Origin of the sequence: Roseovarius sp. PS-C2 (genome assembly GCF_018862045.1) — a bacterium.
GTDB lineage: Bacteria > Pseudomonadota > Alphaproteobacteria > Rhodobacterales > Rhodobacteraceae > Roseovarius.
Genome location: NZ_JAHKSQ010000004.1, coordinates 205,511 through 229,195 on the forward strand (window position 1 = coordinate 205,511; position 23,685 = coordinate 229,195).

The 23,685-nt window shown below is 61.0% G+C and carries 23 protein-coding genes; 11 read left to right on the forward strand and 12 right to left on the reverse strand.

What is annotated here, in order from left to right; all coding sequences use genetic code 11:
* Nucleotides 1-123: 123 nt before the first annotated feature.
* From KPG71_RS09240 to KPG71_RS09250, 3 genes are all read left to right on the forward strand, one after another.
* Entirely contained in the window at nucleotides 124-777 is a 654-nt protein-coding gene (locus tag KPG71_RS09240) for a peroxiredoxin (RefSeq protein ID WP_216337801.1), read from the forward strand.
* Between the two features lie 208 nt (nucleotides 778-985).
* Complete coding sequence (locus KPG71_RS09245; RefSeq protein ID WP_216337802.1) at nucleotides 986-1,705, forward strand: sulfotransferase; 720 nt, start codon at nucleotides 986-988, stop codon at nucleotides 1,703-1,705.
* Between the two features lie 110 nt (nucleotides 1,706-1,815).
* Entirely contained in the window at nucleotides 1,816-3,801 is a 1,986-nt protein-coding gene (locus KPG71_RS09250) for an acyltransferase family protein (protein ID WP_216337803.1), read from the forward strand.
* A gap of 15 nt (nucleotides 3,802-3,816) precedes the next feature.
* Here the strand turns inward: KPG71_RS09250 and KPG71_RS09255 are convergent, their stop codons facing one another.
* On the reverse strand, nucleotides 3,817-4,524 hold the full coding sequence (locus KPG71_RS09255) for a WbqC family protein (protein WP_216337804.1): 708 nt from the start codon (nucleotides 4,522-4,524) through the stop codon (nucleotides 3,817-3,819).
* 466 nt (nucleotides 4,525-4,990) lie between these two features.
* Between KPG71_RS09255 and KPG71_RS09260 the strand changes: the two genes are divergently transcribed.
* Nucleotides 4,991-5,974 (forward strand): hypothetical protein, encoded by a 984-nt coding sequence (locus KPG71_RS09260; RefSeq protein ID WP_216337805.1) that lies wholly within the window; start codon nucleotides 4,991-4,993, stop codon nucleotides 5,972-5,974.
* Nucleotides 5,971-6,813, forward strand: coding sequence for a sulfotransferase (locus KPG71_RS09265; RefSeq protein WP_216337806.1), 843 nt, complete (start codon nucleotides 5,971-5,973; stop codon nucleotides 6,811-6,813). Before KPG71_RS09260 ends, KPG71_RS09265 begins: the two co-directional genes overlap by 4 nt.
* Nucleotides 6,814-6,981: 168 nt before the next feature.
* On the opposite strand, the gene KPG71_RS09270 is transcribed toward KPG71_RS09265, so the two are convergent.
* The 5 genes from KPG71_RS09270 to KPG71_RS09290 all read right to left on the reverse strand — a co-directional run bounded on the left by KPG71_RS09270 (nucleotide 6,982) and on the right by KPG71_RS09290 (nucleotide 13,350).
* Nucleotides 6,982-8,028 carry a sulfotransferase gene (locus KPG71_RS09270; protein ID WP_216337807.1) on the reverse strand — a complete coding sequence of 349 codons (1,047 nt, stop codon included), beginning with the start codon at nucleotides 8,026-8,028 and terminating at the stop codon, nucleotides 6,982-6,984.
* Nucleotides 8,028-10,217: a DegT/DnrJ/EryC1/StrS family aminotransferase gene (locus KPG71_RS09275; protein ID WP_216337808.1), complete on the reverse strand. Its 2,190-nt coding sequence runs from the start codon at nucleotides 10,215-10,217 to the stop codon at nucleotides 8,028-8,030. Before KPG71_RS09275 ends, KPG71_RS09270 begins: the two co-directional genes overlap by 1 nt.
* 202 nt (nucleotides 10,218-10,419) lie before the next feature.
* The gene (locus KPG71_RS09280; protein ID WP_216337809.1) at nucleotides 10,420-11,085 is read right to left on the reverse strand and encodes a sulfotransferase family 2 domain-containing protein; all 666 of its coding nucleotides are present in this window, start codon (nucleotides 11,083-11,085) and stop codon (nucleotides 10,420-10,422) included.
* Nucleotides 11,086-11,314: 229 nt separating this feature from the next.
* Nucleotides 11,315-12,490: a rhamnan synthesis F family protein gene (locus KPG71_RS09285; RefSeq protein ID WP_216337810.1), complete on the reverse strand. Its 1,176-nt coding sequence runs from the start codon at nucleotides 12,488-12,490 to the stop codon at nucleotides 11,315-11,317.
* Nucleotides 12,487-13,350 (reverse strand): glycosyltransferase family 2 protein, encoded by an 864-nt coding sequence (locus KPG71_RS09290; protein ID WP_216337811.1) that lies wholly within the window; start codon nucleotides 13,348-13,350, stop codon nucleotides 12,487-12,489. Before KPG71_RS09290 ends, KPG71_RS09285 begins: the two co-directional genes overlap by 4 nt.
* A gap of 111 nt (nucleotides 13,351-13,461) precedes the next feature.
* On the opposite strand from KPG71_RS09290, the gene KPG71_RS09295 reads away from it, so the two are divergent.
* On the forward strand, nucleotides 13,462-14,496 hold the full coding sequence (locus tag KPG71_RS09295) for a succinylglutamate desuccinylase/aspartoacylase family protein (RefSeq protein WP_073034546.1): 1,035 nt from the start codon (nucleotides 13,462-13,464) through the stop codon (nucleotides 14,494-14,496).
* 23 nt (nucleotides 14,497-14,519) lie between these two features.
* On the opposite strand, the gene KPG71_RS09300 is transcribed toward KPG71_RS09295, so the two are convergent.
* Both KPG71_RS09300 and rpsU read right to left on the reverse strand, forming a co-directional pair.
* The gene (locus KPG71_RS09300) at nucleotides 14,520-15,206 is read right to left on the reverse strand and encodes a hypothetical protein (protein WP_216337812.1); all 687 of its coding nucleotides are present in this window, start codon (nucleotides 15,204-15,206) and stop codon (nucleotides 14,520-14,522) included.
* Nucleotides 15,207-15,475: 269 nt separating this feature from the next.
* Nucleotides 15,476-15,682: a 30S ribosomal protein S21 gene (gene rpsU / locus KPG71_RS09305; RefSeq protein WP_007818122.1), complete on the reverse strand. Its 207-nt coding sequence runs from the start codon at nucleotides 15,680-15,682 to the stop codon at nucleotides 15,476-15,478.
* A 110-nt stretch (nucleotides 15,683-15,792) separates the two neighbouring features.
* On the opposite strand from rpsU, the gene KPG71_RS09310 reads away from it, so the two are divergent.
* From KPG71_RS09310 to KPG71_RS09325, 4 genes are read left to right on the forward strand one after another with little or no spacing between them, the layout of a single operon-like run.
* On the forward strand, nucleotides 15,793-16,485 hold the full coding sequence (locus KPG71_RS09310) for a COQ9 family protein (RefSeq protein ID WP_216337813.1): 693 nt from the start codon (nucleotides 15,793-15,795) through the stop codon (nucleotides 16,483-16,485).
* A gap of 10 nt (nucleotides 16,486-16,495) precedes the next feature.
* Nucleotides 16,496-17,479 (forward strand): NAD(P)H-quinone oxidoreductase, encoded by a 984-nt coding sequence (locus tag KPG71_RS09315; protein WP_216337814.1) that lies wholly within the window; start codon nucleotides 16,496-16,498, stop codon nucleotides 17,477-17,479.
* A gap of 4 nt (nucleotides 17,480-17,483) precedes the next feature.
* Nucleotides 17,484-18,608, forward strand: a complete 1,125-nt coding sequence (locus KPG71_RS09320; protein WP_216337815.1) for an exo-alpha-sialidase — start codon at nucleotides 17,484-17,486, stop codon at nucleotides 18,606-18,608.
* Nucleotides 18,590-19,156 (forward strand): hypothetical protein, encoded by a 567-nt coding sequence (locus tag KPG71_RS09325; RefSeq protein WP_216337816.1) that lies wholly within the window; start codon nucleotides 18,590-18,592, stop codon nucleotides 19,154-19,156. The genes KPG71_RS09320 and KPG71_RS09325 overlap by 19 nt, the downstream gene beginning before the upstream one ends.
* A gap of 54 nt (nucleotides 19,157-19,210) precedes the next feature.
* Here the strand turns inward: KPG71_RS09325 and KPG71_RS09330 are convergent, their stop codons facing one another.
* Nucleotides 19,211-19,840 carry a ribonuclease T2 gene (locus tag KPG71_RS09330; RefSeq protein ID WP_216337817.1) on the reverse strand — a complete coding sequence of 210 codons (630 nt, stop codon included), beginning with the start codon at nucleotides 19,838-19,840 and terminating at the stop codon, nucleotides 19,211-19,213.
* 133 nt (nucleotides 19,841-19,973) lie between these two features.
* Here KPG71_RS09330 and KPG71_RS09335 point away from each other — a divergent pair, with 133 nt between their 5' ends.
* Complete coding sequence (locus tag KPG71_RS09335) at nucleotides 19,974-20,720, forward strand: DUF1013 domain-containing protein (protein ID WP_216337818.1); 747 nt, start codon at nucleotides 19,974-19,976, stop codon at nucleotides 20,718-20,720.
* A gap of 84 nt (nucleotides 20,721-20,804) precedes the next feature.
* Here the strand turns inward: KPG71_RS09335 and recR are convergent, their stop codons facing one another.
* The 3 genes from recR to KPG71_RS09350 form a co-directional block, all read right to left on the reverse strand.
* Nucleotides 20,805-21,398 (reverse strand): recombination mediator RecR, encoded by a 594-nt coding sequence (gene recR / locus KPG71_RS09340; protein ID WP_216337819.1) that lies wholly within the window; start codon nucleotides 21,396-21,398, stop codon nucleotides 20,805-20,807.
* Nucleotides 21,399-21,442: 44 nt separating this feature from the next.
* Nucleotides 21,443-21,787, reverse strand: a complete 345-nt coding sequence (locus KPG71_RS09345) for a YbaB/EbfC family nucleoid-associated protein (protein WP_216337820.1) — start codon at nucleotides 21,785-21,787, stop codon at nucleotides 21,443-21,445.
* A 103-nt stretch (nucleotides 21,788-21,890) separates the two neighbouring features.
* Complete coding sequence (locus tag KPG71_RS09350) at nucleotides 21,891-23,672, reverse strand: DNA polymerase III subunit gamma/tau (RefSeq protein WP_216337821.1); 1,782 nt, start codon at nucleotides 23,670-23,672, stop codon at nucleotides 21,891-21,893.
* Nucleotides 23,673-23,685 lie beyond the last annotated feature (13 nt).

Here is a 23,685-nt window from a genome sequence, read left to right on the forward strand (position 1 = left end):
CTCCGTGGATTTGCTGGCACCTTGGCAGCCTGGTTCCCGGCCCGCAAGGGCAGGGATTCTCTGGCTTCCGGAATTTGATCAAATTCCGTATTGCAACGGACTTCAAGCGAAAAGGACACGATTATGTCACTGCGTATCAATGACACGATCCCGAATCTGACGGTCGAGACCGATCAGGGCACCATCAACCTGCATGACTGGGTCGGCGACAATTGGGCGATCATCTTCTCGCATCCCAAGGATTTCACCCCGGTTTGCACCACCGAGTTCGGAGCGGTGGCGCAACTGGCCGCTGAATGGGACAAGCGCAACTGCAAGGTGCTGGGCGTATCGGTGGACGGCGTCGAGGACCACAAGAAATGGAAAGGCGATATCGAGACGGTGGGCGGTGCGACCCCCGGTTTCCCGATCGTGGCCGACGAGGGGCTGGAACTGTCCAAGGCGTTCGACATGCTGCCCGCCGAGGCCTACCTTCCCGAAGGCCGCACACCCGCCGACAGCCAGACCGTGCGCTCGGTGTTCATCATCGGGCCGGACAAGAAGCTGAAACTCAGCATGACCTACCCGATGAACGTGGGGCGCAACTTTGCCGAGGTGCTGCGCGCACTGGACGGCTTGCAGACCGCCGCCCGCGAAAACGTGGCGACGCCCGCGAACTGGAACGTGGGTGACGATGTGGTGATCCCCACCGCTGTCAGCGACGAGGACGCCAAGGCCAAATACGGCGCGTTCGAAACCAAGCTGCCCTATCTGCGCATGACCAAGCTGCCGGGGTGAGAGTTTCAGACACATGACAAGATACCGGAGGCGCCACTGTCGAAGTGGCGCCTTTTGTCGATCGGGGCGGGTCTTCGATGGGGAAGCGGAATTTCTGAACCACAGCGTGTCAGCGGTGTCTGGTCGAAGGCGGGTTTATCGAGGCCGCTTTTTGTTGCAAGTTCCTGAGATGTCCTTCGTGAGCCGACGTAACCCCTGACCCAAAGTGATGATCATGAACCTCCGTCCAACCAGAAATTACGCCGACTGGCGGCTTTCCGCAGGTTTCCGGCTTGGGCTGATTCCCGAAGTCGAACAGAAGGTGTTCTGTATAGGTTTCCAACGCAACGGCACGACGTCGACGGGCGATTTTTGCGAACGGCAACTGGGAATGGCGCGCCGTGGCTATCGTATTGCACAGCGGCGCAAATGGTCGCGATGCTGGTATCAGGGAGAACTGGAGCGTATTTTTGCGGATCCCGTATTCCGGACCGGCCAGATGTTCGATGACGGGCCGTGGTGGTTTCCCAAACTGTACGAGGTTCTCTACGAGAGGTTCCCGCAGGCAAAATTCGTCATGTTCGACAGAGACCCGGAAGCCTGGTTTCGCTCGATGGTTGCCCATTCCGGTGGCCGTTCTCCGGGATTCACCGATATACATGCGAGAATTTACCGACGCGAAGACGAGTTGCGCGAACTGAGTGATGGCAATCCTGGAAATGTGCCGACCATCAACGGTTTTTCGCTCGAAGACAAGAAAGAGCACTACATAGGCATTTACAGACAGCATAATGAAGATGCTGCGGAGTTCTTTGCCAGGAGGGCCCCAGACAGGTTTTTCCACACCGATCTGAACGATCCTGAAAAATTCAGGAAGATGGCATGTTTTCTGGGCTTCGAGGACCGGAGCTATGATGAGGTCAGATCAAACGTCATCGCTTCGAAATGAGGTGGCGCTGGTGCGGTGTTTCATCCCGTCAGCCGTCTGGCGCGGTCAATACGGTAGACAAACCTTCTGGACCGTCCTAGACCGACCGCCGAACCGGTCGGGGCTTTTGGATGCAATACCGCAAGGACATCGACGGCCTGCGCGCCGTGGCCGTTTCGGTCATCGTACTTTTCCATTTCGGCGTCTCGTCCCTCTCGGGCGGTTATATTGGCGTCGATGTATTCTTCGTGATCAGCGGATTTCTGATCACCAGGCTGATTCATGAAGACATCAAGCGCGGTCGGTTCAGTTTCGGCGCCTTCTACATGCGCCGTCTGCGGCGGATCGGGCCAAGCCTTCTGGCGACTCTCGCGCTGACGCTTCTGGCGGGCTATTTCATCCTGTCCCCCGCCCATTACGAAGACCTGGGCCTTGCGACGCAGGCGGCGGTGCTGTCGCTGTCGAATATCCTGTTCTGGACCCAGTCGGGCTATTTCGACACCGAAGCGATCTACAAACCGCTGCTTCACACCTGGTCGCTTGCGGTCGAGGAGCAGTTCTATTTTGTCTGGCCGCTCGTGCTTGTGCTGCTTCTGAAGGTGACGAGCCTTGCGCGGACATTGGCGATCCTCGCCGTGGTGAGTGTGATCAGTCTGGCCGCGGCGGAATACATGCTGGGTCGAGATCCGTCCGGTGCGTTCTTTCTGCCGGTGTTTCGCGTGTATGAGTTCGGATTCGGGGCGGCGCTTGCCCTGACAGGGAGGATCGCCCGCCCCGGAGCGGGTGCGCATGTCTCCTCGCTGGCCGGGCTGGTGCTGATCCTGGGTGGAAGCCTGATATTTACCGAGCATCAGCGGTTTCCCGGTCTTGCGGCGTTGATGCCATGCCTTGGTGCGGCGCTTTTGATCTATGCCGGGCCGCAGGCGATCCTGAACCGTGTTCTTACCCTGCGACCGATCCGGTATATCGGGCTTATCAGCTATTCGCTGTATCTCGTGCATTGGCCGATGCTGGTATATTTTGCCTATTATAATGGCATTCCGGACCGCCCGACCGAAATTGCGATGCTCAGCCTGGCGGCTGTGGCCCTTGGCGCTCTGTTCTACCATTTCGTCGAAACCCCGTTCCGGCGGAAAACCCCGGCAGGGTTCCGAATTTCCGGCAAGCAACTGGGCGTATCGGCATTTGTCGGGGCTTTGGCGATCACCCTGACGGGCGGCAAGATTGACGAAAAACATGGATATCCCGACCGCCTTTCGGGCGAGATGCGGGCATTGCAGGAGCGTATCGAGGCCGCCGGAAATGGCCGTCAAGAGGCGATCCGTATGACGACCTGTCATTTCACCCCGGACACCGCTGAACGGTTGGCAGGGGATTTATCGGGTTGTCTGCCCGATCGGGCTGAAAACGCCATTGTCGTTCTGGGCGACAGCCACGCGGCCGATATCTGGGCGGGATTGTCCCGCGCCTATCCGGATCGCGCCGTGGTGCAGTTCACCGGCGCGGGGTGTGATCGTGGGCGTGATCCCGACGAAGCGGGCCTGATCGATCGCGCACATTGCGACAGCGTGCAGGAGATATCGGCGCGCTGGATATCCGACAACAAGGCGGACGTGGCGGCTGTTATCTATTCGCAGCGTGCCGCGTCGATGATGCTGGGAGATCCGGTGACGGACAGTGCCAGCCTTGCGCCCGACCTGCAGCGTCTGGACGCTTTGGAAGCGGGCCTGAGCCGTGTGGCCGCGCAGGGCGTGCCGGTCTTGTTCTGGGGGCCGCGCCCTGAATTTCACCCCTCGCTGGATGTGGCCACCGGTACGTTTCCAACGCTCGAAGCGATTCTTGCCATTTATGGCGAGGCTGACATGACGCCTTATCGGCAGCTTGACGACACTCTTGCCGCGCGTTTTGCGGACAGTCCGGTTACCTACTTTTCAAGCTTCGTTCCGCTTTGCACCCCGGAATGCCCGCTGCTGATAGATGGGGGCGAGCCGGCGATTACCGATTACGCGCATTGGAGTCCGACAGGTGCGCGACTGGCCATTTCGCGGATCGTTACGGGTACGCCGGTGCTAGAGGATTTGCTTGGGTCTCCGGATGTTGCCAGCACATCGCAGTAAGGCTGCGTCCTGACATCAGGCCCGCACGATCCGGGCGGCGTTCAGCATGTCGCGGATGCCTTCGGGGGCCACATTGGCGATTACGTCAAGAATGCTGAGGCCGGGTTCGAAGCCTGTATGACCTTGGTCGTAGGGTGGAAGGGCCGGTTCGAGAAAGTGGAGCGAGAGTCCGGCGGCGGCGAAGCTGTCGGCGTCATAGAGATCGCGCCCGCCGATCATGTTGACATAATCCTGCGCGCCGATGGCACGGCAGGCGGCGATGATCCGCTCTTGTCCGGTGAGGGTATCGTCGAGACCGAGGGACGAGATACGCCGGATCGGGGTGGTCAGCCCGAGCGCGTCAAAGCAGAGATGCAGGGCGAATTCGGTCGCTTCGGTGAAGTCCGCGGGTTGGGCGGAGTGTGCAAGGTGTCGAGCGAAATCCTCGACAAGACGCAGGGCATCTTCGGTGTAGGGGGCCTTTGCGTAGGCTTGCCGAACAGTCCTGGCAAGTTTTTCGCAGTCACGCGCGGCAGTCGGCCCGTAGGCTTTATTGGAAATCAGGTCGATGCGCGGGCGCTTGTTGACCGGGATGGAAAACATGGTCTTGCGCCCGTTGATCAGCAGGTTGTTCCGGTTCATCCAGCCTTGTTGGATGAACTGCACCGTGTCGAGCAGCCAGAATTCGTCGACGGCGGCGGCAAGCTGGAAGTAGCCGATGTAGGGAAACAGGTAGGGCTGCATGATAGCGACCCTTCGGGGGGATTGCGCCGTGTCCGCGCCGGTCATTCGTGGCCTTCGAGAAGTTGGCCGGGCGGCAGGGGCGGACTTGTATGTGCACTGGGGGCCGCCGCCGGGACTGCGTCCCTATTTCCGCAAAACAATCGCTTAAGAGTCAACTTATTCATTTTGCCGCGTTGTGCTCCGGATCAAGCCGTACATTCCACACAGGCATATTCTTGCAGTGAGGCTATCGGATGTAGTGCCAGAAAACCCAAGGACTAGCTCCGCTTGATCGCTGCTATCGCGCAATGCAGGGGTAGTCAACCAGAGCTAGGGGTCTCTTAGGGTTTGCCGTGGTCGCGAGATCGTATCGTCGCCAAAGTAAATAGCAGTAGATTTCACGTTTTAGATACGGCACGGCGATGCGGTTGACACAAATGCGACCATACCTGACAACCAGAAATGTACAGGGAATTGGAATGACTACATGGAATATGACGCAATCGGTGGATATTTCGGTCTTGACGTCTCTCCAGTGACCAATTGGCGCCCTGATGGGATCGGCTTGAATTCAGCAAGAAACGCTTTGGCAGTACTTTTAAGGGCGCGCCAACCATCGTGTGTTTACGTTCCCTCATATTGCTGCTCGGCTATTGTTGATGCAATTCCGAACAATGTTGAAATCCGCTGGTACAACGTTGACGAAAAATTTGAGATAGTGGACGTGCCCGACATATCCCCGGAAACACCGGTCATTTACGTCAACTACTTCGGTTTGAAGGACGAATATTCGGCAACCCTTGTTGCGGGAAATCCAGAAGGTGTCATTCTCGACAACTCACAAGCCTACTACAGTCAACCTGTCCCCAGTGCGGATTGTATTTATAGTCCTCGCAAGTTTCTGCCGGTTCCAGATGGGGGTATTCTGGCGTGCGATGCCCTGATCGAACTTCCTCAGAAGCGAGCTAGGTCTTTGGACCGGGCGCGTCACTTACTGGGCCGGGCAGAAACGCGAGCGGAAGCCTATTTCGAAGATTATCAGCGCGCCGAGGCAGAAATAGCCTGTGAACCTGCGATGCGGATATCTGCGTTGACCGATCAATTGCTAGATCATTTGGATACCAATCGGTTTGCGGTAAAACGGTGCGAAAATTTTCACGCACTTGATACTCAGTTGGGATTTTGCAATCGGATCAAACTGCCACTGACAGATACTTCCGTTCCGATGGTCTATCCTTTCTGGCCATCACGGAAAGGATTGCGTCAGATGTTGATCGAAAACCGTGTTTATGTTGCGTCGTACTGGCCAGAAGTATTGGAGAATACGGAAGCCTCCACTTTAGAGACAGAGATCACCTGCGATATGGTCCCCTTGCCCATTGATCAAAGATACAACCTCTCTGATATGAAGCGAGTCGCTGAACTGTGTCTTGCTTATCTCGATATCGATACACCGAGAGCGTCGCAATGAACACATCGTCGACAGTCATGCCACGGGCATTGCAAAACATTGCTCTTCATGGCGCGCCCCGATCAGGGACGACATGGCTTGCGGAGATTTTCAATAGTGTACTAAACGTCAAGTATTGTCATCAGCCATTATTTTCCTACGCGTTTAAAGGTTTTTTATCGGACTGCAGTGGGCAAACTGAAGTTGCTTGTTTCTTCCGGGCATTGAGTAAAACTCAAGATAGATACGTCATGCAAGTAGAGGAACGTGAGCAGGGGATCGTTCCCGATTTCTCCAAAACTGCGCCAACACACCTAATCTATAAAGAGGTTCGGTATCACCACATTCTGCCCAACTTGTTAGATCAGAATACTGAAGTTAAGGCAGTACTTCTCGTGCGCGACCCGCGCGCGGTTGTCTCCTCATTTCTGGAGGCCCCTCGGGAATTTCGAAGCGATCTTGGTTGGAAGATCGAGGAGGAGTGGCGCACGGCACCAAAGAAGAACCAAAACCGGCCTGAAGAGTTTTTCGGCTTCGAAAAATGGAAAGAAGCCGCAAACATTTTCAACACTGTGAAAGAGCAGCATCCGAGCCGTGTCATGTTGGTACATTATGCTGACCTTCTGCGGTCGACTGAAGATACTGTGCGGGAGCTTTTCAAGTTCTGCGGATTAAAGTTTGACACACAGACACGTGACTTTTTAGCGGGTCGTATCGAAGGTAATTCGAAAGGCGATTATACGGTGTTTCGGAAACGTGTTGCGGCTGACGATAAGTGGCGCACATCTTTACCGGCGGTCATTAGCGATGAAATCTGTGCGGATATCGATAATACTCCGCTTTCACGTTTTCTGGATTGATGTGGTGGGGCCCTTTCATGCGGTCCGTTTTATTGAATATTACAGCCGTCCGACTTCATGGGGCCAACAGCCAGCGATACGTTGGAAAAGCTTTGTCGCTTGCCGCGGTGGTGGTAATGAAGATTTTGCAAGATCCGCCGGGAGGGGGGAACAGAAGCCTTGAGGCTGTCATTCACGACCTGTGATGAATTGATCCGGTGACAGGCGCGGGCGCGCCTTCATGTCGGCATAGAGGCGCGACCAAGCCTCGAAACGCGCGCGTTCTTCGGCGGGCAGTTCCTGATAGGCGGGTTTGTCGTGCGGTTCGCTCAGGGCAAGGTGGGCGCGAAGGTCTTCGAGCGTATCGAACCGGCCGAATGCGGGTTGGCCAGACCGGGCGGTTTCATAGCCCATGGCGGTCATCATCGGGCCAGCCACGGCCTCGATATAGGCGATCTGGTCGTCGTCGAGTTCACGCCGGAATTTCTGCGTGTTGTCCGACATCAGCGGTTTGTCGAGATTGGACCACATGGACGTGCGTTGCGCGTCCGAGCGTGCGCTTGAACTGCGTTCGGAAAAGCGCAGCATTTCTTCGGAAAACGGCAGGTCCAGCATGGTGCAGACACGGCGCAATTGGCCTTCGGGATCTGACAGAATGTCCTCGTAGCGCAGGAACGCGACCGGGGTTTCCGGCCCCAGCTGGGCCAGCGTTTCGAGATATCCCATCTGATCCTGACACCAGCGTTCGGCGGCGCGCAACACGCCGCCGCGCATCACCGGGCCGTTCATCCAGGACACCGCCATGTCGCGCGGGTCACGGACCATGAACAGGATGCGCGACCGGGTGCTTTGGGCAATTATCATCGGCAGGTAGCGAAAGGTCGAGTTTTCCTTGGTCATGACGTGCGGTTTGTCGATGGTGTCCGCTTCGGCCGCGTAGAGTGCCGCAACCATGTCACCCGCGTGGCTGAGCCGGGTAAGGAGTGCCGCGCGTTCATCGGACGGCCAGGCGTCGATCGCCCACTGGCTGACCTTGGCATCGAAAAGGGCAAGAACGGCCTGACGCAGATCGTCCGATCCGGGGGCGTAGCGGCAGGCGCATTCGCTCATGATCCTGAACAGGTGGCTGGCGCCCGGCGCGCAGACCTGCGGGTGCGCATCGAATATCTTGGCGATCATGTTGCTGCCCGAGCGTTCGGAGCAGAACAGGATGACAGGCGCTTTCAGACGGGGCATCAGGGGGCTCCTTCCGGGCGAGCGACAGATTCGGACATCCGGCGGACCTGGGCGACGATGTCTTCGTTCGGGACAAGCCGCATTTCGGGCGCGTTCGACAGGCTGAAGACACGCGCGTAAAGGTCATCGGCATTCGGAGTGGGCCGGTCGGACGGTAGCGGGAGATAGTACTTGCGCAAGGTCATCTGGCCGGGTTCCGGGCCGATCATCACCGGGCTCGGGCACAGGAACGGGGTGTGTGCGCGCGGCGAATGCGGTGTCGTGGTGCCGGGAAAGGGCAGGATGCCGACATCCGCGTCGATCACGAGCGAGTGCATCCGGCGCTCCTGCCATTTGTAGAAGCGGCCCCACCACGGCTTGCGTTCGAGCCGGTCGATGATGGCGGCGGCTGAGAGATCGCTGAGTTTGTAGTTCGACGCGGCGAACTGCGCCCCGTTGGGCAGGGCAGCGGCGAAATTGGCGAGTTTTCGGATTGCGGTTTCCTGCTCGGCATCGCAAATCACGAAACCGCCTTCGCCCACGCCCCAGGGCTTGGTGTGATGCGCCGAGATGATTTCGATCGGGGCATCGGGTTTGCGGGCGCTGTCCGGACGATCCAGCAGGCCCGTAGCGTTATCCACCACAAGCCGCTTGCCGTTTTGCGCGCAAAAGACCGCGATATCGTCCCAGTCGGATTGTTGGGCGAAGATGTTCGTGTAGACCACACCGTCGTAGCTGTCGAGCGACAGGGCACGAAGGGCGTCGAGATCGAACCGGCCTTGCGCATTGCAGTCGATCACGGTGCTGCCGGACAGGGGGCCGACATGGGCCGAGAAGAAATTGAAGGCGCTGGTGACCCAACGAAATCCCGGAGTGCCCGCTTCGAGCGCATGCAGCCCACAGGCGATGTGCAGGGCCGCGGTGCCGTTGCAGACGGCCACGACGCGCCTGTGTTCGGGCAGATCGGCCAGGAGGGCGACCATGCGTTCGAGGAGCGCCGCGACCGGCCCGCCATTGGCGTGATGATTGGCCTTTACCGACAGGGAAAGAAGTTCGGCCAGTCGCCGGTGGTCATAGATCTTGTTTTCGATAAAGGGGATCGGCGCGGTCGGTGTGGGCGCGGGCAATTCATCGCAGGACGCCGGGACCGGGACACCGGCCGCACAGGCCAGTTCCACGAGGCGCCGATCGCGCAGGCCGAACTTTCCTGAATATCTGGACGTGACCGCAGGCATGCTGAGGCCCATCGCCGGGATAGCGGCAGCAAGTTGCCGCCGATAGGTTTGGGTCCAGCGGACGACCATCGAGTCGTCGGGGCTGTAGGCGGCCAGCGTGCCACCCAGATCGACGAAATGAAACCGCTCGAATGTGTCCAGAACCTGAAAGCCCAGCCAACTCGTGAGCGATCCGCCTGCGGCACCGATCACCACGGGCGGGCGGGCATCCGCCTGATGGGTCTTGAGTGCCTTGAACAGACGCGCGCGAATTTTGTCGCGCTTCAGCCTGGCCTCGGTCGCGTCCACCTCGATCACCGTGAGCGAGGACAGGCCGATGCTGTCGAACAAGGCCCGGTTGCTGGCGTTGCCGACAAAGATCACCTGTCGGTCGTGCAGCGCGTCGAGAAAACGCCCGAGGCCGCCGGTGATCGCTGCGACCTTGAACTCGTGCCCGGTAAAACCGTTTTCGGCCACGTTGTCACGATGCGCCTGCGGAACGAAATGCGCGATCAGGTCTTCGCACGACTGCCGGTTCTCATAAGGTGTGCCCTCGATCCGGGCCGATCCGGGCCACGGGGACAGCGAGGCCACGAAATGCATCCCCTGTTCGGGGGACGGCAGGTCGCGCATGCGCGTCAGAAGATCGGCCAGCATTCCACCTTCGGCGAACTTGCTTCCCTTGACTCCGAGGCGCGTGTCGATGTCGTCGCCGGGATGCGTCGTGAACGACTCGCGGTCGATCCCGCTTGCTTCGAGTTGCGCCAGCCGCTCCCAGAAGCCATGGTTGATTTTGCAAAAGGCGAACGAGGCGTCGTTTTTGAGAAGGTCGAGAATGCGCAGAAAGCCGGGTTGATCGTCCTCGATGACGGGGGCCGCGCGAAAACCCTGATCGGTCTGGTCGCGTTGTGGCGTTGTGGCCGTGCCCGCGAACGATGTGGGGACGGTCGCCGGAGCCGCGCCACTGAAGCGGCGTAGCAAACGTTTAAGATCCAACCTGTTCATTCCGCTACACTGCGCTCCGGATTGAATACTGCACAACCAGGCACGTTGCTGCCCATGAAACTATCGGATGCAGCGCCTGAACCAGACCAATGGCCGAACCCGTTTTATTGCTGCTAACGTGCAATGCGGGGGCAGTCAACTTGGACCCCAGGTTCGGCATTTATGCGCATTCCGACGCTGTCGCGTCCAGCGATCAATAGAAACGGTCATAGTCAAGACGATAAAGCATTTCGATACGGCTGCGGGTTGTGGTGTCCAGGGCCTTGGTCGTGATGCGTTCGGGTTCGATGGACTTACCCCGGATTTTTTCCATGAAATCCATTGGGCGATTGCCTTCGGGATAAGATTTCTGGTGATGTCCGAAAGACGCCTTGATGCGACCTCCTGAAGTTTTGTCGAGCCATTCTGTGACAGCATCCATTCCATCTTCGAGTCTGAAGACCATGCAGTCTTCGGAGATGAACCTGTCGGCGGGCAGGAAATGGTTGTCAAAGGAGTTTTCGAAGTAATCGCCCGATTTTTCGAGCTGTGTCAGAAAGCGCTTCAGGCTTTGGCGGCGCGGAAGCCGGCCCAGGCCACGGTTGAAGTTGAAGGCGCTGAGAAAACGTTCGACCGGATCGCGTACAAAGCCAAAGCTGTAGTCGAAAAAGTCGGGTGCGAAGAGTCGGGCGAGCGCGTCTTTCGGCATGTGTTGAGGCGACGATCTGTTCCAATGCGTGCCCTGATGCCCCCACCAGTCCGGGTCGTGCAACGAGAGTGTGATGCCGGTCTCTTCAAGACCGCGTTCGATGCTGGTGCCCCCGCATTTCGGAACATGCGCAAAGTAGTAGATGGAGTCTTCTGTTCGAAACGCCGGCATGGATGATTCGCATTTATTGTTTTCTTGTCGTGAGGGACGACGTAGCAAGATTTAAAACAGTTTTACAGAGCGGCAATCGTATCTAAGGGGCGGGTGGAACTGCGCCGGGATCACGTAGGTTTGGCGAGGCAAGCTATCGGTCCTGTTTTCGCCCATGGCGTTTGAGACGAGACAGAAACCTTTCGAAAACTTGGTTGGGAGATGCGTGCGCCGGTCACGCGCAGGTCTGTTACGCGTCGTCGCCGATCCGGTCCAGGTACTGGCCCTTCGTCTCGCGAAGCCTGTGGGCCTCTGCCGCGGCGCGCCTGCCCATAGGGCCCTCCAGGGCAGACATTATTTCCAACATGGTGTCAGAGCTTTTGCGTGACAACCAAAGCGGCGATTTCTTGAGAAACTGGAAGCCCCGGTATCGCAGCGTGTAGAAGGGCATGGAGTATCCCATCGCCTGACGGGCGACGGTCATCAAGACGATCTGGATACGCTCCCGGCGGCCTTGCTCGGTGTCCCGGTCGCTTTGCATGACTTCATTTCGTTTCCGTTCGAGCTTGGGGTCCTCGGGGATTACCAGGTTGCGCGCCACCTCATCCAGGGCGGTATTGTCGAGCTTTTCGATTTCATGGTCGAGGTCAAACACGTCGCAAGTTGCCGTGTGGTCGTAGCCATGAGAGATAACCCATTGGGTCAGGCCGATTTCGCCGCGCCTGACGGTGCGCTTCTTGTGGTTCGACAGGCGGAAACGGCGCCAGTAGCGAAGAAATGCAGGGTCGCGCAGGATACGGGGCCCCATCGCCAGAGCGTATGAGGCGTAATGGTAGTTTGGGTGGTCGATGGTGTATTCCCACACCAGATCGCGAAACTGTTCGACATCGTCACGCCTGATCCCGTAATTCGAAGTCGCTCCGACAAAATCGCATCCCGCCGCGCGGACGTCGTCGAACCAGCTGCGCGGGGCTTCGACCATCCATGTCGAGTCGTTGAGGATGTAAAGCCGCTCGAGCGTGGGCAGTTGGCTGGCCATTTGCAGAACCGCGTCCCGGTAGCCGCCGAAATCGTAGCCCACATTAGGCCGTTCGATCACCAGTGCACATTGATCCAGCAACGTTGCGCGATCCGTTTCGGACAGCGGCAGGTTCGAAACGACGACGGGGGTGATCCCGTGTTTCGCGATCTGCGCCAGCATGTCGTGGTGCGACCCCAGCAAACCGTCGGGCGCGTAGACAAGGTACACCGCCACCTCACCGGCGATCGGTTTGGCCCCCTGGTGTACGACCTTCTGGCGAGATATCATGCGATCGTAAACCGGGCGCAGAAACAGGTATTCCCAGATCACGCCGGGAAGGGCAGCCAGTTGCCGACCTGCCCGCTTCAGTTCGCGTTTCACTTTCCAGAGTGGAATTTTCTTCATGAGGTCGCCTTGTGTCGCAGGGCCTGCCAGACGCCGCGCAGAAATGCCGCCTGTTTGGCCCGTTTGCGGGCCGATAGCAGCGTCAGAGGTGAAATCAGTTGCGCCACCGCCGATAGCAGGGCCTTGCGCCCCGCGCCGGGCAGGTGGTGTTTGCGTGTGGCATAGACCCGCGAGCGGCCCATGTGAAACGCCTTGAACGCAGCGGATTGTGGGGAGCGTACGGTTGAATTGCCCGCATCGTGCATCACCCGGGCATCGCGCAGGAACATCAGTGTCCCGCACTGCGCGCGCAGGCGCAGGGCCAGGTCATCGTCTTCGTGATAGAGGAAGATCGCGGGGTCGAACCCGCCCACGGCTTCAAAGGCCGCGCGGCGCACGAAAAAGGCCGCGCCGGTCAGTACGGGCACTACGCGGTCGGCCTCGGGCCAGCCCGAGAGGAGCTTTTCGGATTTGGGCAGCAACACGCTGCCGCGTTTGAAATAGGGCCGTCCGTTCGCCTCGCTGATCGCGGGGTTGAAGGCGACGGCGTCGGGATAGGTCTCCGCCGCGGCAACCAGCGCCTCTAGCGCGCCGTCCTCAAGCCGGGCATCGGGGTTGAGAAACAGCAGGAATTCGGTGCCGGCCCTGGCCGCCCCGATGTTGCAGGCAGTGCCGAACCCGCGATTGTCGTCATTGCGGATCAGCTCTGCGCCATGCTGTTCGGCAAGTTTGGCCAAAGCATCCTGATCGGTCGAGGCGTTGTCGACGATCACGCAAAACGTGCCGGGCGGCAGCGACGTCAGCATGCCGGGCAACACCGCGAGGCTGTTATGCGCCACGGTTACAACGGTAACGCGTTCTGATGCGGGGGCGATTGACATCTGGACCTGAAAACAGCCTTTTGGCGAAAACCGGAATTCGGGGAAACCCATAGCAACTGCCACGCATCAGGGGAAGCCCGGACAAAGCGCCGAAACGCGGAAGGACAGCACATGGCCAAGCGAAAACCGTTCGAGATCGCGGGCGTCACCGTGCCGCCCGGAACGCGGCGCACGGTGGATGTGCCGGTCAGTTACCTGTCGGATCATACGCCGGTGCATTTGTCGGTGCATGTGGTTCATGGGCGCAAGCCGGGGCCGGTGATGTTCGTTTCCGCCGCCGTGCATGGCGACGAGGTGATTGGTGCCGAGATCGTGCGCCGGTTGCTGAACGCCAAGGCGCTGACGCCGATGTCGGGGACGTTGCTGGCGGTGCCGATCGTCAACACGTTCGGGTTTCTCAATCACTCGCGCTATCTGCCGGACCGGCGGGATCTGAACAGGTGTTTTCCCGGACATGCAACGGGCTCGATGGCGTCGCGGCTGGCGCATATCTTCATGACCGAGGTGGTGCGGCGCTCCGATCTGGGGATCGACCTGCATTCGGCGGCGATCCGGCGCACGAACCTGCCCCAGTTGCGCCTGACGGCGGGCAATTCCCGGCTGCGGGATCTGGCCGATGTGTTCGCCGCGCCGGTGGTGATGACATCGAACCTGCGCGACGGATCGCTGCGCATGGCGGCCGAAGAGGCGGGTGTGGACGTTCTGCTCTACGAGGGCGGCGAGGGGCTGCGATTTGATGAGTTGCCCGCACAGGCGGGGGTGGCCGGTATCCTGAGGGTAATGAACCACCTCGGCATGATCGCCAAGAAGGGGGTGCCGAAAAAGCGGGCCGAGCCACTCTATTGCAGCGATTCAACATGGTATCGCGCCCCAGCGGGCGGGCTGTTTCGCGGCTATACGGGCATTGGCGAAATGGTCGAGCCGGACACCGTTCTGGGCGCGATTTCCGATCCGTTCGGAGAATTCGAGGCCGAGGTTGTTTGCGATCAGGCGGGCATCGTCATCGGCCGCACCAACATGCCCGTGGTTTACGAGGGTGACGCGTTGTTCCACATCGCCGAACCGGCCAGCGCCGAGGACGTGATGCCGGATATCGGCCTGCATCTGAAAACCGCGCCGATGTTCGACGAGGACGAGATCATCTGATAGCTGCGCCAGGGCGAAGCGGTTTAATTTTCGGGTGCGCCGGAGGTGTCGAAGCGGGCGGAATTGGCCGGTCCGATAAAGATCGACAGGCTGAGCAGTCCGAAGATGAATTCGTAGACTTCCCATTTGCGGGGCAGGTCCACCACCGCGACCAGCAGGCTGGCCACGACCGCGATGATCGTATGGCGCAGCCCCGGAACCGGAACCATCAGCGCATCAGCCAGTTTCGCGATCCAGCGCACACGCGGGTAAAGCGGCGGCAGGACCACCAGATAGAGCAGCAGGACAGTCGTCAGGACACTGCCGAACAGGGTTTTGGCCAGTTGTTCTTCGCCAAAGGCCAGATTGTGTAGGTTGGTTTCCATCTGGCGGTTGTTTTCAAGGAAATACTCCGTGGTCTCCCAGCCGAAAATCCGCTGACCCCAGGAAATTTCCTCGCCCGCGCCGAAAACGAAGATCAGCGCGTAGAAGGCTACCAACAGGCCCGCGCCGATCCGTGCCGCGCGGCCCAGCCGGATCGCACGCCAGAACAGCACGAGGCTTGCCATGAACAAGGCCACGGCCGTGCCGTATTCGATCGGCCCGTCCTCGATTGCAAAGCCCGTACCGAACTGCGTCCCGAAGCCCAGAACCGCGTATGCCAGGGTGAATACCAATGTGGCATTCAAGAAGCCGAAGATCACCTGATCAGCGAGACTGAATCTGCTCATGGTAGATGCCTGTCATGTTCATGTCACAATCTGTGCGTTGCCGTATCCCAGCGCGCGCGGTGAGACAAGACACAGTGATGAGATTTGGCAGGAAACGGCACGTCATCTTGCACGTGGCGCATTGTTCGGGCGTCAAATTGTGCAGGCCGCCGGCCCAAATGACAAACCCCCGAAGCAGCTGCCCGGGGGTCGTCTTTGTCGTGTAGCGCCAGTGGGATGATATCACCGCCCGGCGCGTTTGCGTGTCGCGCTACGCTGCGACGCGGGCTTCAGAGAAGACCTTCGCGTTGGGCTTTCTTGCGCGCCAGCTTGCGGGCGCGGCGAATCGCCTCGGCCTTTTCGCGGGCTTTCTTTTCCGACGGTTTCTCGAAATGCTGCCGAAGCTTCATTTCGCGGAAAACGCCTTCGCGTTGCAGCTTTTTCTTCAGGGCACGAAGCGCCTGATCGACGTTGTTGTCGCGAACACTAACCTGCATGTGGTGTCACCACCTTTCCAAGTTGAAGTTGCATTAGAGTGCAGGAAACCGGCATATAGCAAAGCCCCATTCTTTTGTCTAGGGTGGGGCGCAACGAACGGAGGCAAGCGATGACAGAGCCAGATATCAAGGCCCGGTTGCTGGATGCGGCCAAGATGCACGTCCCTTTTGACGGCTGGACCGAGGTCGCGTTTCAGGCCGCGATGGCCGACACCGGGGTCGCGGAAGGCGTGGCGCGGGCCGTGTGTCCGCGCGGGGCTGTCGATTTGGCGCTGGCCTATCACGACGAGGGCGATCAGGTGATGCTGGAGCGTCTGAGCGCCACCGATCTTGGCGACATGCGCTTTCGCGACAGGATCGCCGCCGCCGTGCGGTTCCGGCTGGAGGCCGTGGAGGACAAGGAACTGGTGCGCCGTGGCATGACGCTGTTCGCGCTGCCGACCCATGCCGCCGATGGGGCCAGGGCGGTTTGGGGCACCTGCGATCGTATCTGGACGGCTTTGGGCGACAGTTCGGACGACGTGAACTGGTACACCAAGCGGGCTACGCTTTCAGGGGTATACAGCGCGACGCTTCTCTATTGGCTGGGCGATGACAGCCCGGATCATCAGGCGACGTGGGACTTTCTGGATCGCCGCATCGACGACGTGATGTCGTTCGAGAAGTTCAAGGCGCAGGTGCGCGACAACAAGCTGCTGAGCGGCCTTATGGCCGGGCCTTTGAAGGTTCTGGATAACATCCGCGCCCCGCAACACCCCGGATCGCGGCCCGACATGCCGGGCCGCTGGACCGGACAAATCTGAGGAGACAGGCATGAGCCAGACAATGAACGCCGTGGAAATCACTCAGCCCGGCGGCCCCGAAGTGCTGAGGCTGAGAACCCGCCCCGTGCCGACGCCGCGTGTCGGCGAGGTCGTGATCAAGGTGGCGTATGCCGGGGTCAATCGCCCGGATGCCCTGCAGCGCGCGGGGCTTTACGCACCGCCCCCCACCGCCAGCGATTTGCCGGGGCTGGAAGCTGCCGGAGAACTCGCCGCTGTGGGCGAAGGCGTCAGCGGCTGGTCGGTGGGCGATCAGGTCTGTGCGTTACTGCCCGGCGGGGGGTATGCCGAATATGTCGCCACGCCCGCCGCGCATTGCCTGCCCGTGCCCAAGGGTATGGGCCTGCGCGAGGCCGCCTGCCTGCCCGAGACATTCTATACCGTCTGGTCCAACGTCTTTCAGCGCGGCGCGCTTAAAGGGGGCGAGCGATTCCTGGTGCATGGCGGGTCGTCCGGCATCGGCACCACCGCGATCCAACTGGCCCATGCGTTCGGCGCGCGGGTGTTCACCACCGCCGGATCGGATGAAAAATGCGCCAAATGCCTTGAGTTGGGGGCCGAACGCGCGATCAACTACCGCGACGAGGATTTCGTCGAGGTGATCCGCGCCGAGGGCGGGGCCGACCTGATCCTCGACATGGTGGGCGGCGATTACCTGCCGCGCAATGTCAAATCCCTGGCCGATGACGGGCGGCTGGTGCAGATCGCCTTTCTGCAAGGGCCCAAGGTCGAATTGAACTTTGCGCAGGTGATGATGCGGCGGCTGACGATCACCGGCTCTACCCTGCGGCCGCAAAGCGATCAGGCCAAGGCCGCAATCGCCGAGGAGTTGCGCACGCATGTCTGGCCCTTGCTGGAGGTGGGCAAGATCGCCCCGGTGATGGATTCCGAATACGAACTGCCCAATGCCGCGCTGGCCCATGCCCATATGGAAGAGAGCGCGCATATCGGGAAAATCGTCCTGAAAGTGGCCTGATCCCGTGGGGGCGGTGCATCTGGTGGTGTTGGCCCTGACGCTGTTGAGCGTCGGGCTGAGCGGATACGCGATCTGGCGTGATTCCGGGCTGGAATGGTCCTTTGCCATGCCCGAACCGCCCGCGCCCGAAGGTGCACCGCGTTTCGAAACGGTGTTCGAATATTCCGTCGATCAGGGCATTGCCCATTCCCCGGCCATCGTGGTGCAGGACGAAGGGCCCGAGATTGTCTGGTTTCAGGGGTCGTCCGAGGCGCAGCCCGATGTTGCGATCCATCGCGTTGGGCTGACACGCGATGATGCCGGGCAATGGCGGGCAGGACCGCCGGAACCTTACATCACCAGCGGCGCCCTTGGGGATGGTTTCGTGCCCCGCCAACTGGTCGTGACGCTTGGCAACACCATAGAGAACGAGGGCGCGGAACAGTCGCTTTACGCGACGGTCGTGTCGGTGGGCGGTTGGGCAATGGCGTCGATTGCGGATGTGCGTATGCAGGACGGTCGCCCGGTGAGGGCCCGCAAGCTGAGTCTGTCGCCCTTTCTGAACCGGTCCTTTCTGGTGAAATCGCCGATGGTCGAATATGCCGACGGGTCCTTTGCGCTGCCCGCCTATTTCGAGATGGGCAGCACCTATGGCGCGCTGGTGCGGTTCGATGCAGAGGGGCGTGTGCGCGATCAACGCCGGATGACCGGGCAGGGCATCAAGCCGATCCAGCCGATGATCGTGCCGCTGGATGCCAGCCGCGCGGTGGCGTTCCTGCGCGATTTCAACGACAGTGGGCGGCTCTATGTCAGCCGAACGGAAGATGGCGGGCGAAGCTGGAGCAAGGCCGGGGCCACCGACATCGCCCATCCTAACGCACCTGTGGCGGCGCTGCCGGTGGCGGGGGGTCGTATCCTGATGGCGATGAACGGCACCGGAGACGATGCCAATCAGTTGCACCTTGCCCTGTCCGAAGACGAGGGCGAAAGCTGGCGGATGATCCACACGCTTGAAAAGACACCCGGCGAGGCGCGCTATCCGATGCTGCGCCGCCTGCCGGACGGGGACATCCTGCTGGCCTATTCGCAGGGCACGAAAACTGGCCTGCGGGCCGTGGTGATGAACGAATCATGGGTGGCAGCGCAATGAGCGGTGTTCTGGCTGCAGGCGGATTGGGCGTTCTGGTGGCCTGGGTGGTGTTCGCGCTGGCCGGGTGGTTCGTGGCCGCGCCGTTGTCGGTCTGGCTGGGCGGGGTTGTCGGCGCTCTGGCGGTGTTGCTGCTGCGGGACACTCTGCCCATGCGTGGCCTGGTGGCGTTGCTGGCGCCCTTCGGCGTGATGCTGCCCGCATTGGCGCTGCGGCATATGGCGGCCAGGCTGGGCCTGCCCGTGATGCCTTTTGGGACGGTGGACCTGCTGGTGTTCCTTGTGGCTTATATCGTCTTTCTGGCCAGCGCCATGGGCGCGCTGCCGGTGGATATCTATCGGCTGGGTTACGCCCCGTTTCCGGTGGCGATGATGGTGCTCGCGGTATGTGCTTATGGGCTGATCACCGGAAACTGGTTTCTGCCACTGGTGGTGGTGTTGGGGCAGGCCCTGTGGATCGCGGGTTGGGGCAGCAGCAACTGGTTCGATTACGTCACCCATGTGCTGCTGGTGCCGGTGGCGGCCGTGGCACTGATGCTGCGGCTGTTTTGAGTCGTGGAAGGCGCTGCGCCATTGAGTATTTGAGGAAAAGTGAAGGTGCGGGGGTTAGCGGATCGGCGCGAACAGGGCGTCTTTCATCGTGCAATCGCGCACCGTATCGCGACCGCAGGGAACGGGCTTCAGGTCTTTCGACAGGCACAGGCGGGCCTCCTGAATGCGGCCCTCGCGGCAGGTGATGGTCAGCATGTCGCGCTCCCACTCCGGATTGGCCTTGAGGAAGGCCTCTTCGACCACGCTGGCAGGCAGTTTGACCGGGTCCTTGAGCTTGCGAAAGACCTCCGGGCGGTTGACGGCCTCATAGGCCCTGCGTGACAGGGCGTAATAGGCCGGCGCCGACAGGCCCGAGCAACTGCCGTGCTTTTTCCACTGATACCAGGCCAGCCCGGACGTGCCCATGATGTCGGCCATCCCGGCGGTCATGGCGCGTGACGGCGGGCGTTCGGCGGTTTGGCAATGCGAGGGCCAGCCGCGATGATATTGCGGCCAGAGCCCGTGCAATACCCAGCCATGAGCGGCAGAGGCATCGCATTGCGGCGATCCGCGCGCATCGCCTTCGAGCGCGCACCATGTGGGCGACCAACTGAGCGACAGAACGTAGTAGTCGAACGCACCGGGGCGGCCACCCTCGGCGCGGGCCATGCCGGCCAGAAGCAGGAACACAAACAGCGCACGCATTCTTTGGTCTTTCAATTTCTCGCCGCGCCTACTATATAGCCGCCAAGTTCCCCGACAACGGAAACCCGCACCCGCAAAGGTGCCGCCGAATTCCGGCGACGGGGAAGATATGCGTGAAGGAGGTCCGTGGGACATGGCAAAACCGCTTATGGCAAAGGCCACCGCCGTCTGGCTGGTGGACAACACGACGCTCAGTTTCAAGCAGATTGCCGATTTCTGCGGTCTGCACGAGCTGGAGATTCAGGGGATCGCCGATGGCGATGTGGCCGCCGGTGTGAAAGGGTTCGATCCGATCGCCAACAACCAGTTGACGCAGGATGAGATCGACGCCGCCGAGAAAGACCCGCTGCACAAGCTGACGCTGAAGTTCAACCCCGCCGCCGTGGGCGAGGAAAAGCGCCGCGGCCCGCGCTATACGCCGCTGTCCAAGCGTCAGGACCGCCCGAACGCGATCCTGTGGCTGGTCAAGTTCCACCCGGAATTGGCCGACAGCCAGATCGCCAAGCTGGTGGGCACCACCAAGCCGACGATCCAGACGATCCGCGAGCGCACCCATTGGAACATCGCCAACATGCAGCCCGTCGATCCGGTGGCGCTTGGCCTGTGCAAACAGTCCGAACTGGACGCCGCCGTGCAGAAAGCCGCCTCCAAGAAAGCCAAGGAAGGCGAAGCGATGAGCGATGACGATCGCCGCAGGCTGCTGAGCACCGAGCAGAGCCTTGGCGGCGATACCGAGCCGCGCATCCCGACCGCCATCGAGGGGCTTGAAACCTTCAGCCTCGGCGGGGACAGCGAAGAAAAAGAGCCGGAAATCGACGCCGACAGCTTCTTCAACCTGCCTTCGGACAGTGATGAGGACGACGAGGACGAACAGCCCTGATACTGGCCGTTCGGCAGAAATACGAAACCCGGTCGCTCCTGGTGGCCGGGTTTTTTCGTGGGGTGGAACGCGGTGGCGCGTCGATCAGAGCGTCTTGCGGGCGTTGAGCGCGGCGCTGATCGTGCCATCGTCGAGATAGTCCAGTTCGCCGCCGATGGGCACGCCCTGCGCCAGCGACGTCAGGGTCACGCGACCCTCGAGCTGATCGGCGATATAATGCGCGGTGGTCAGGCCGTCCACGGTGGCGTTCAGGGCAAGGATGACCTCGGAAATCCCTTCGGCCTCGACCCGGTTCACCAGTTGCGGAATGCGCAGGTCTTCGGGGCCGACCTGATCCAGCGCGCTAAGCGTGCCGCCCAGAACGTGATAGCGCCCCTTGAACGCCTGCCCGCGCTCCATCGCCCAGAGGTCGGCCACGTCCTCGACCACGCAAAGCTGACCGTTGGCGCGTTTTTCGGCCGTGCAGATATCGCAGATATCCGTTGTGCCCACATTGCCACAGTTGAGGCATTCGCGCGCCGTCGCGGCGACCTTCTGCATCAGGTCGGCCAGCGGGATCAGTTGCAGATCGCGCTTGGCGATCAGATGCAGCACCGTGCGCCGTGCCGAGCGCGGCCCGAGGCCGGGCAGCTTGGCCATCAACTCGATCAGGGAATCGATATCGCGGTTCGAGGACATTGAATCAGCCGTTGCGCAGGGTGGTCAGGGCAGGAGCGAGGGGATCAGAACGGCAGGTCCATGTCTTTGGGCAGGCCCATGCCTTCGGTGATCTTGCCCATTTCTTCTTTGGCTTTCTCGCTGGCCTTGGTCTGGGCGTCCTTGATCGCGGCAAGGATCAGGTCCTCGACCACCTCCTTGTCGTCGGAGTTGAAGATCGACGGGTCGATGTCCAGCCCCTTGAGCTCGCCCTTGGCGGTGCAGGTGGCCTTGACCAGACCGGCGCCGGATTCGCCCTGCACGATCATCTGGTGCATCTCTTCCTGCAGGCTGGCCATCTTCTGCTGCATTTCCTGGGCGGCCTTCATCATCTTGGCCATGTCGCCCATCTGGCCCAATCCCTTGAACATCTCGGTTATCTCCTTGCGTCGCGCGGCCTCAGGGGCCGGTCGTGTTGCGTTACATATCGGGGCGGCACGGGCGGAAGGCAAGCCGGTCGTACCGCGGTGTCTGTCACTCTTCCTCGAAGGGGTCCCATTCGTCTTCGACTTCGGGCAGGGCCTCGGCACCGGCGTCGGCGGCGATATCGTCTTCGGTGCGGATCGAAGTGATGGTGGCCTTGGGAAAGGCCGTCAGCACGGCCTGCACCAGCGGGTGTTCCGTGGCCTCGGCCCTGAGCGCGTTTTCGGCAGCATCGCGGATTTCGGAAATCGTGTCGGCGCCGCCCTCGTTCACGAGGGTGACACCCCAGCGAATGCCGGTCCAGCGCTGAAGCGCCGCGCCGAGGCGCTGTGACAGGTCCTGCGGGGCATTGGGGGTGGGCTGGAACTCGATCCGGCCGGGGCGGTAGGAGGCCAGCCGCACATGAGTTTCGACCTCGACCAGCAGTTTGACATCGCGTTGCGTGCGGATCAGTTCGACCACGTGCTCGAAGGTCGGATAGTGCATCAGGGCTGTGTCTTGCGCCAGCGCCAGCGCCTGACCGTTGCCCGAGGCACTGGGGCCCGACGGGCCGGGATGTGTGGGCGCGGGGCCGGTGGGACCGCCCTGGGCCTGCGTGCCATGGCCCTGCGCGCCGCCGGACACGCCGCCACCGCCACCGCCGCCCGGACCGGGGGCAGGGGGCGCAGGGGTGTCGCGCAGTTTGCGCACCAGTTCTTCGGGGCTCGGCAGGTCGGCCACGTGGGTCAGGCGGATCACCGCCATTTCGGCGGCCATCATGGCGTTGGGGGCCTCGGCCACCTCGTCCAGCGCCTTGAGCAGCATTTGCCACATGCGCGTCAGCACCCGCATCGGCAGGGCCTCGGCCATCTGCTGGCCGCGGGTGCGCTCGTCCGGGCCGATGGTGGGGTCTTCGGCGGCTTCGGGCGTGATCTTGACCACCGAAATCCAATGTGTGACCTCGGCCAGATCGCGCAGCACCGCCATCGGGTCGGCCCCTTCGGCATATTGCCCGCTGAGTTCGGTCAGCGCGCCCGCCGCGTCGCCCTTCATGATCAGGTCGAACAGGTCCAGCACGCGGCCCCGGTCGGCCAGCCCCAGCATGGCGCGCACCTGCTCGGCCCCGGTTTCACCGGCGCCGTGCGAAATCGCCTGATCCAACAGCGACGTGGCGTCGCGGGCCGAGCCTTCGGCGGCGCGGGTGATCAGCGCCAGCGCGTCGTCGCTGATCTGTGCGCTTTCGGCATCGGCGATCCTGCGCAGCAGCGCGATCATCACCTCGGGTTCGATCCGGCGCAGGTCGAAACGCTGGCAGCGCGACAGGACCGTCACCGGCACCTTGCGGATTTCGGTGGTGGCGAAGATGAATTTCACATGCTCGGGCGGCTCTTCCAGCGTCTTGAGCAGCGCGTTGAACGCGCTGGTCGAGAGCATGTGAACCTCGTCGATGATGTAGATCTTGTAGCGGGCCGAGGCGGCGCGATAGTGAACGGATTCAATGATTTCGCGGATATCGCCCACACCGGTGCGGCTGGCGGCGTCCATCTCCAGAACATCGACATGCCGGCCCTCCATGATGGCCTGACAGTGTTCGCATACGCCGCAAGGCTCGGTCGTGGGACCGCCAGTGCCATCCGGGCCGATGCAGTTCATGCCCTTGGCGATGATCCGCGCGGTGGTGGTTTTGCCGGTGCCGCGGATGCCGGTCATGATGAAGGCCTGCGCGATCCTGTCGGCCTTGAACGCGTTCTTGAGCGTGCGCACCATGGCGTCCTGCCCGACCAGATCGGCAAAGGTTTCGGGCCGGTATTTCCGGGCAAGAACCTGATAGGGTTTGGCGGGGGTGTCGCTCATGTCGGGCCTTGTT

What these genes read in the sequence shown, in the direction of transcription:
- KPG71_RS09240 (WP_216337801.1), top strand. Translation starts at nt 124, where the DNA reads ATGTCACTGCGTATCAATGACACGATCCCGAATCTGACGGTCGAGACC.
- KPG71_RS09245 (WP_216337802.1), top strand. Translation starts at nt 986, where the DNA reads ATGATCATGAACCTCCGTCCAACCAGAAATTACGCCGACTGGCGGCTT.
- KPG71_RS09250 (WP_216337803.1), top strand. Translation starts at nt 1,816, where the DNA reads ATGCAATACCGCAAGGACATCGACGGCCTGCGCGCCGTGGCCGTTTCG.
- KPG71_RS09255 (WP_216337804.1), bottom strand. Translation starts at nt 4,524, where the DNA reads ATGCAGCCCTACCTGTTTCCCTACATCGGCTACTTCCAGCTTGCCGCC.
- KPG71_RS09260 (WP_216337805.1), top strand. Translation starts at nt 4,991, where the DNA reads ATGGAATATGACGCAATCGGTGGATATTTCGGTCTTGACGTCTCTCCA.
- KPG71_RS09265 (WP_216337806.1), top strand. Translation starts at nt 5,971, where the DNA reads ATGAACACATCGTCGACAGTCATGCCACGGGCATTGCAAAACATTGCT.
- KPG71_RS09270 (WP_216337807.1), bottom strand. Translation starts at nt 8,028, where the DNA reads ATGCCCCGTCTGAAAGCGCCTGTCATCCTGTTCTGCTCCGAACGCTCG.
- KPG71_RS09280 (WP_216337809.1), bottom strand. Translation starts at nt 11,085, where the DNA reads ATGCCGGCGTTTCGAACAGAAGACTCCATCTACTACTTTGCGCATGTT.
- KPG71_RS09285 (WP_216337810.1), bottom strand. Translation starts at nt 12,490, where the DNA reads ATGAAGAAAATTCCACTCTGGAAAGTGAAACGCGAACTGAAGCGGGCA.
- KPG71_RS09290 (WP_216337811.1), bottom strand. Translation starts at nt 13,350, where the DNA reads ATGTCAATCGCCCCCGCATCAGAACGCGTTACCGTTGTAACCGTGGCG.
- KPG71_RS09295 (WP_073034546.1), top strand. Translation starts at nt 13,462, where the DNA reads ATGGCCAAGCGAAAACCGTTCGAGATCGCGGGCGTCACCGTGCCGCCC.
- KPG71_RS09300 (WP_216337812.1), bottom strand. Translation starts at nt 15,206, where the DNA reads ATGAGCAGATTCAGTCTCGCTGATCAGGTGATCTTCGGCTTCTTGAAT.
- rpsU (WP_007818122.1), bottom strand. Translation starts at nt 15,682, where the DNA reads ATGCAGGTTAGTGTTCGCGACAACAACGTCGATCAGGCGCTTCGTGCC.
- KPG71_RS09310 (WP_216337813.1), top strand. Translation starts at nt 15,793, where the DNA reads ATGACAGAGCCAGATATCAAGGCCCGGTTGCTGGATGCGGCCAAGATG.
- KPG71_RS09315 (WP_216337814.1), top strand. Translation starts at nt 16,496, where the DNA reads ATGAGCCAGACAATGAACGCCGTGGAAATCACTCAGCCCGGCGGCCCC.
- KPG71_RS09325 (WP_216337816.1), top strand. Translation starts at nt 18,590, where the DNA reads ATGGGTGGCAGCGCAATGAGCGGTGTTCTGGCTGCAGGCGGATTGGGC.
- KPG71_RS09330 (WP_216337817.1), bottom strand. Translation starts at nt 19,840, where the DNA reads ATGCGTGCGCTGTTTGTGTTCCTGCTTCTGGCCGGCATGGCCCGCGCC.
- KPG71_RS09335 (WP_216337818.1), top strand. Translation starts at nt 19,974, where the DNA reads ATGGCAAAACCGCTTATGGCAAAGGCCACCGCCGTCTGGCTGGTGGAC.
- recR (WP_216337819.1), bottom strand. Translation starts at nt 21,398, where the DNA reads ATGTCCTCGAACCGCGATATCGATTCCCTGATCGAGTTGATGGCCAAG.
- KPG71_RS09345 (WP_216337820.1), bottom strand. Translation starts at nt 21,787, where the DNA reads ATGTTCAAGGGATTGGGCCAGATGGGCGACATGGCCAAGATGATGAAG.
- KPG71_RS09350 (WP_216337821.1), bottom strand. Translation starts at nt 23,672, where the DNA reads ATGAGCGACACCCCCGCCAAACCCTATCAGGTTCTTGCCCGGAAATAC.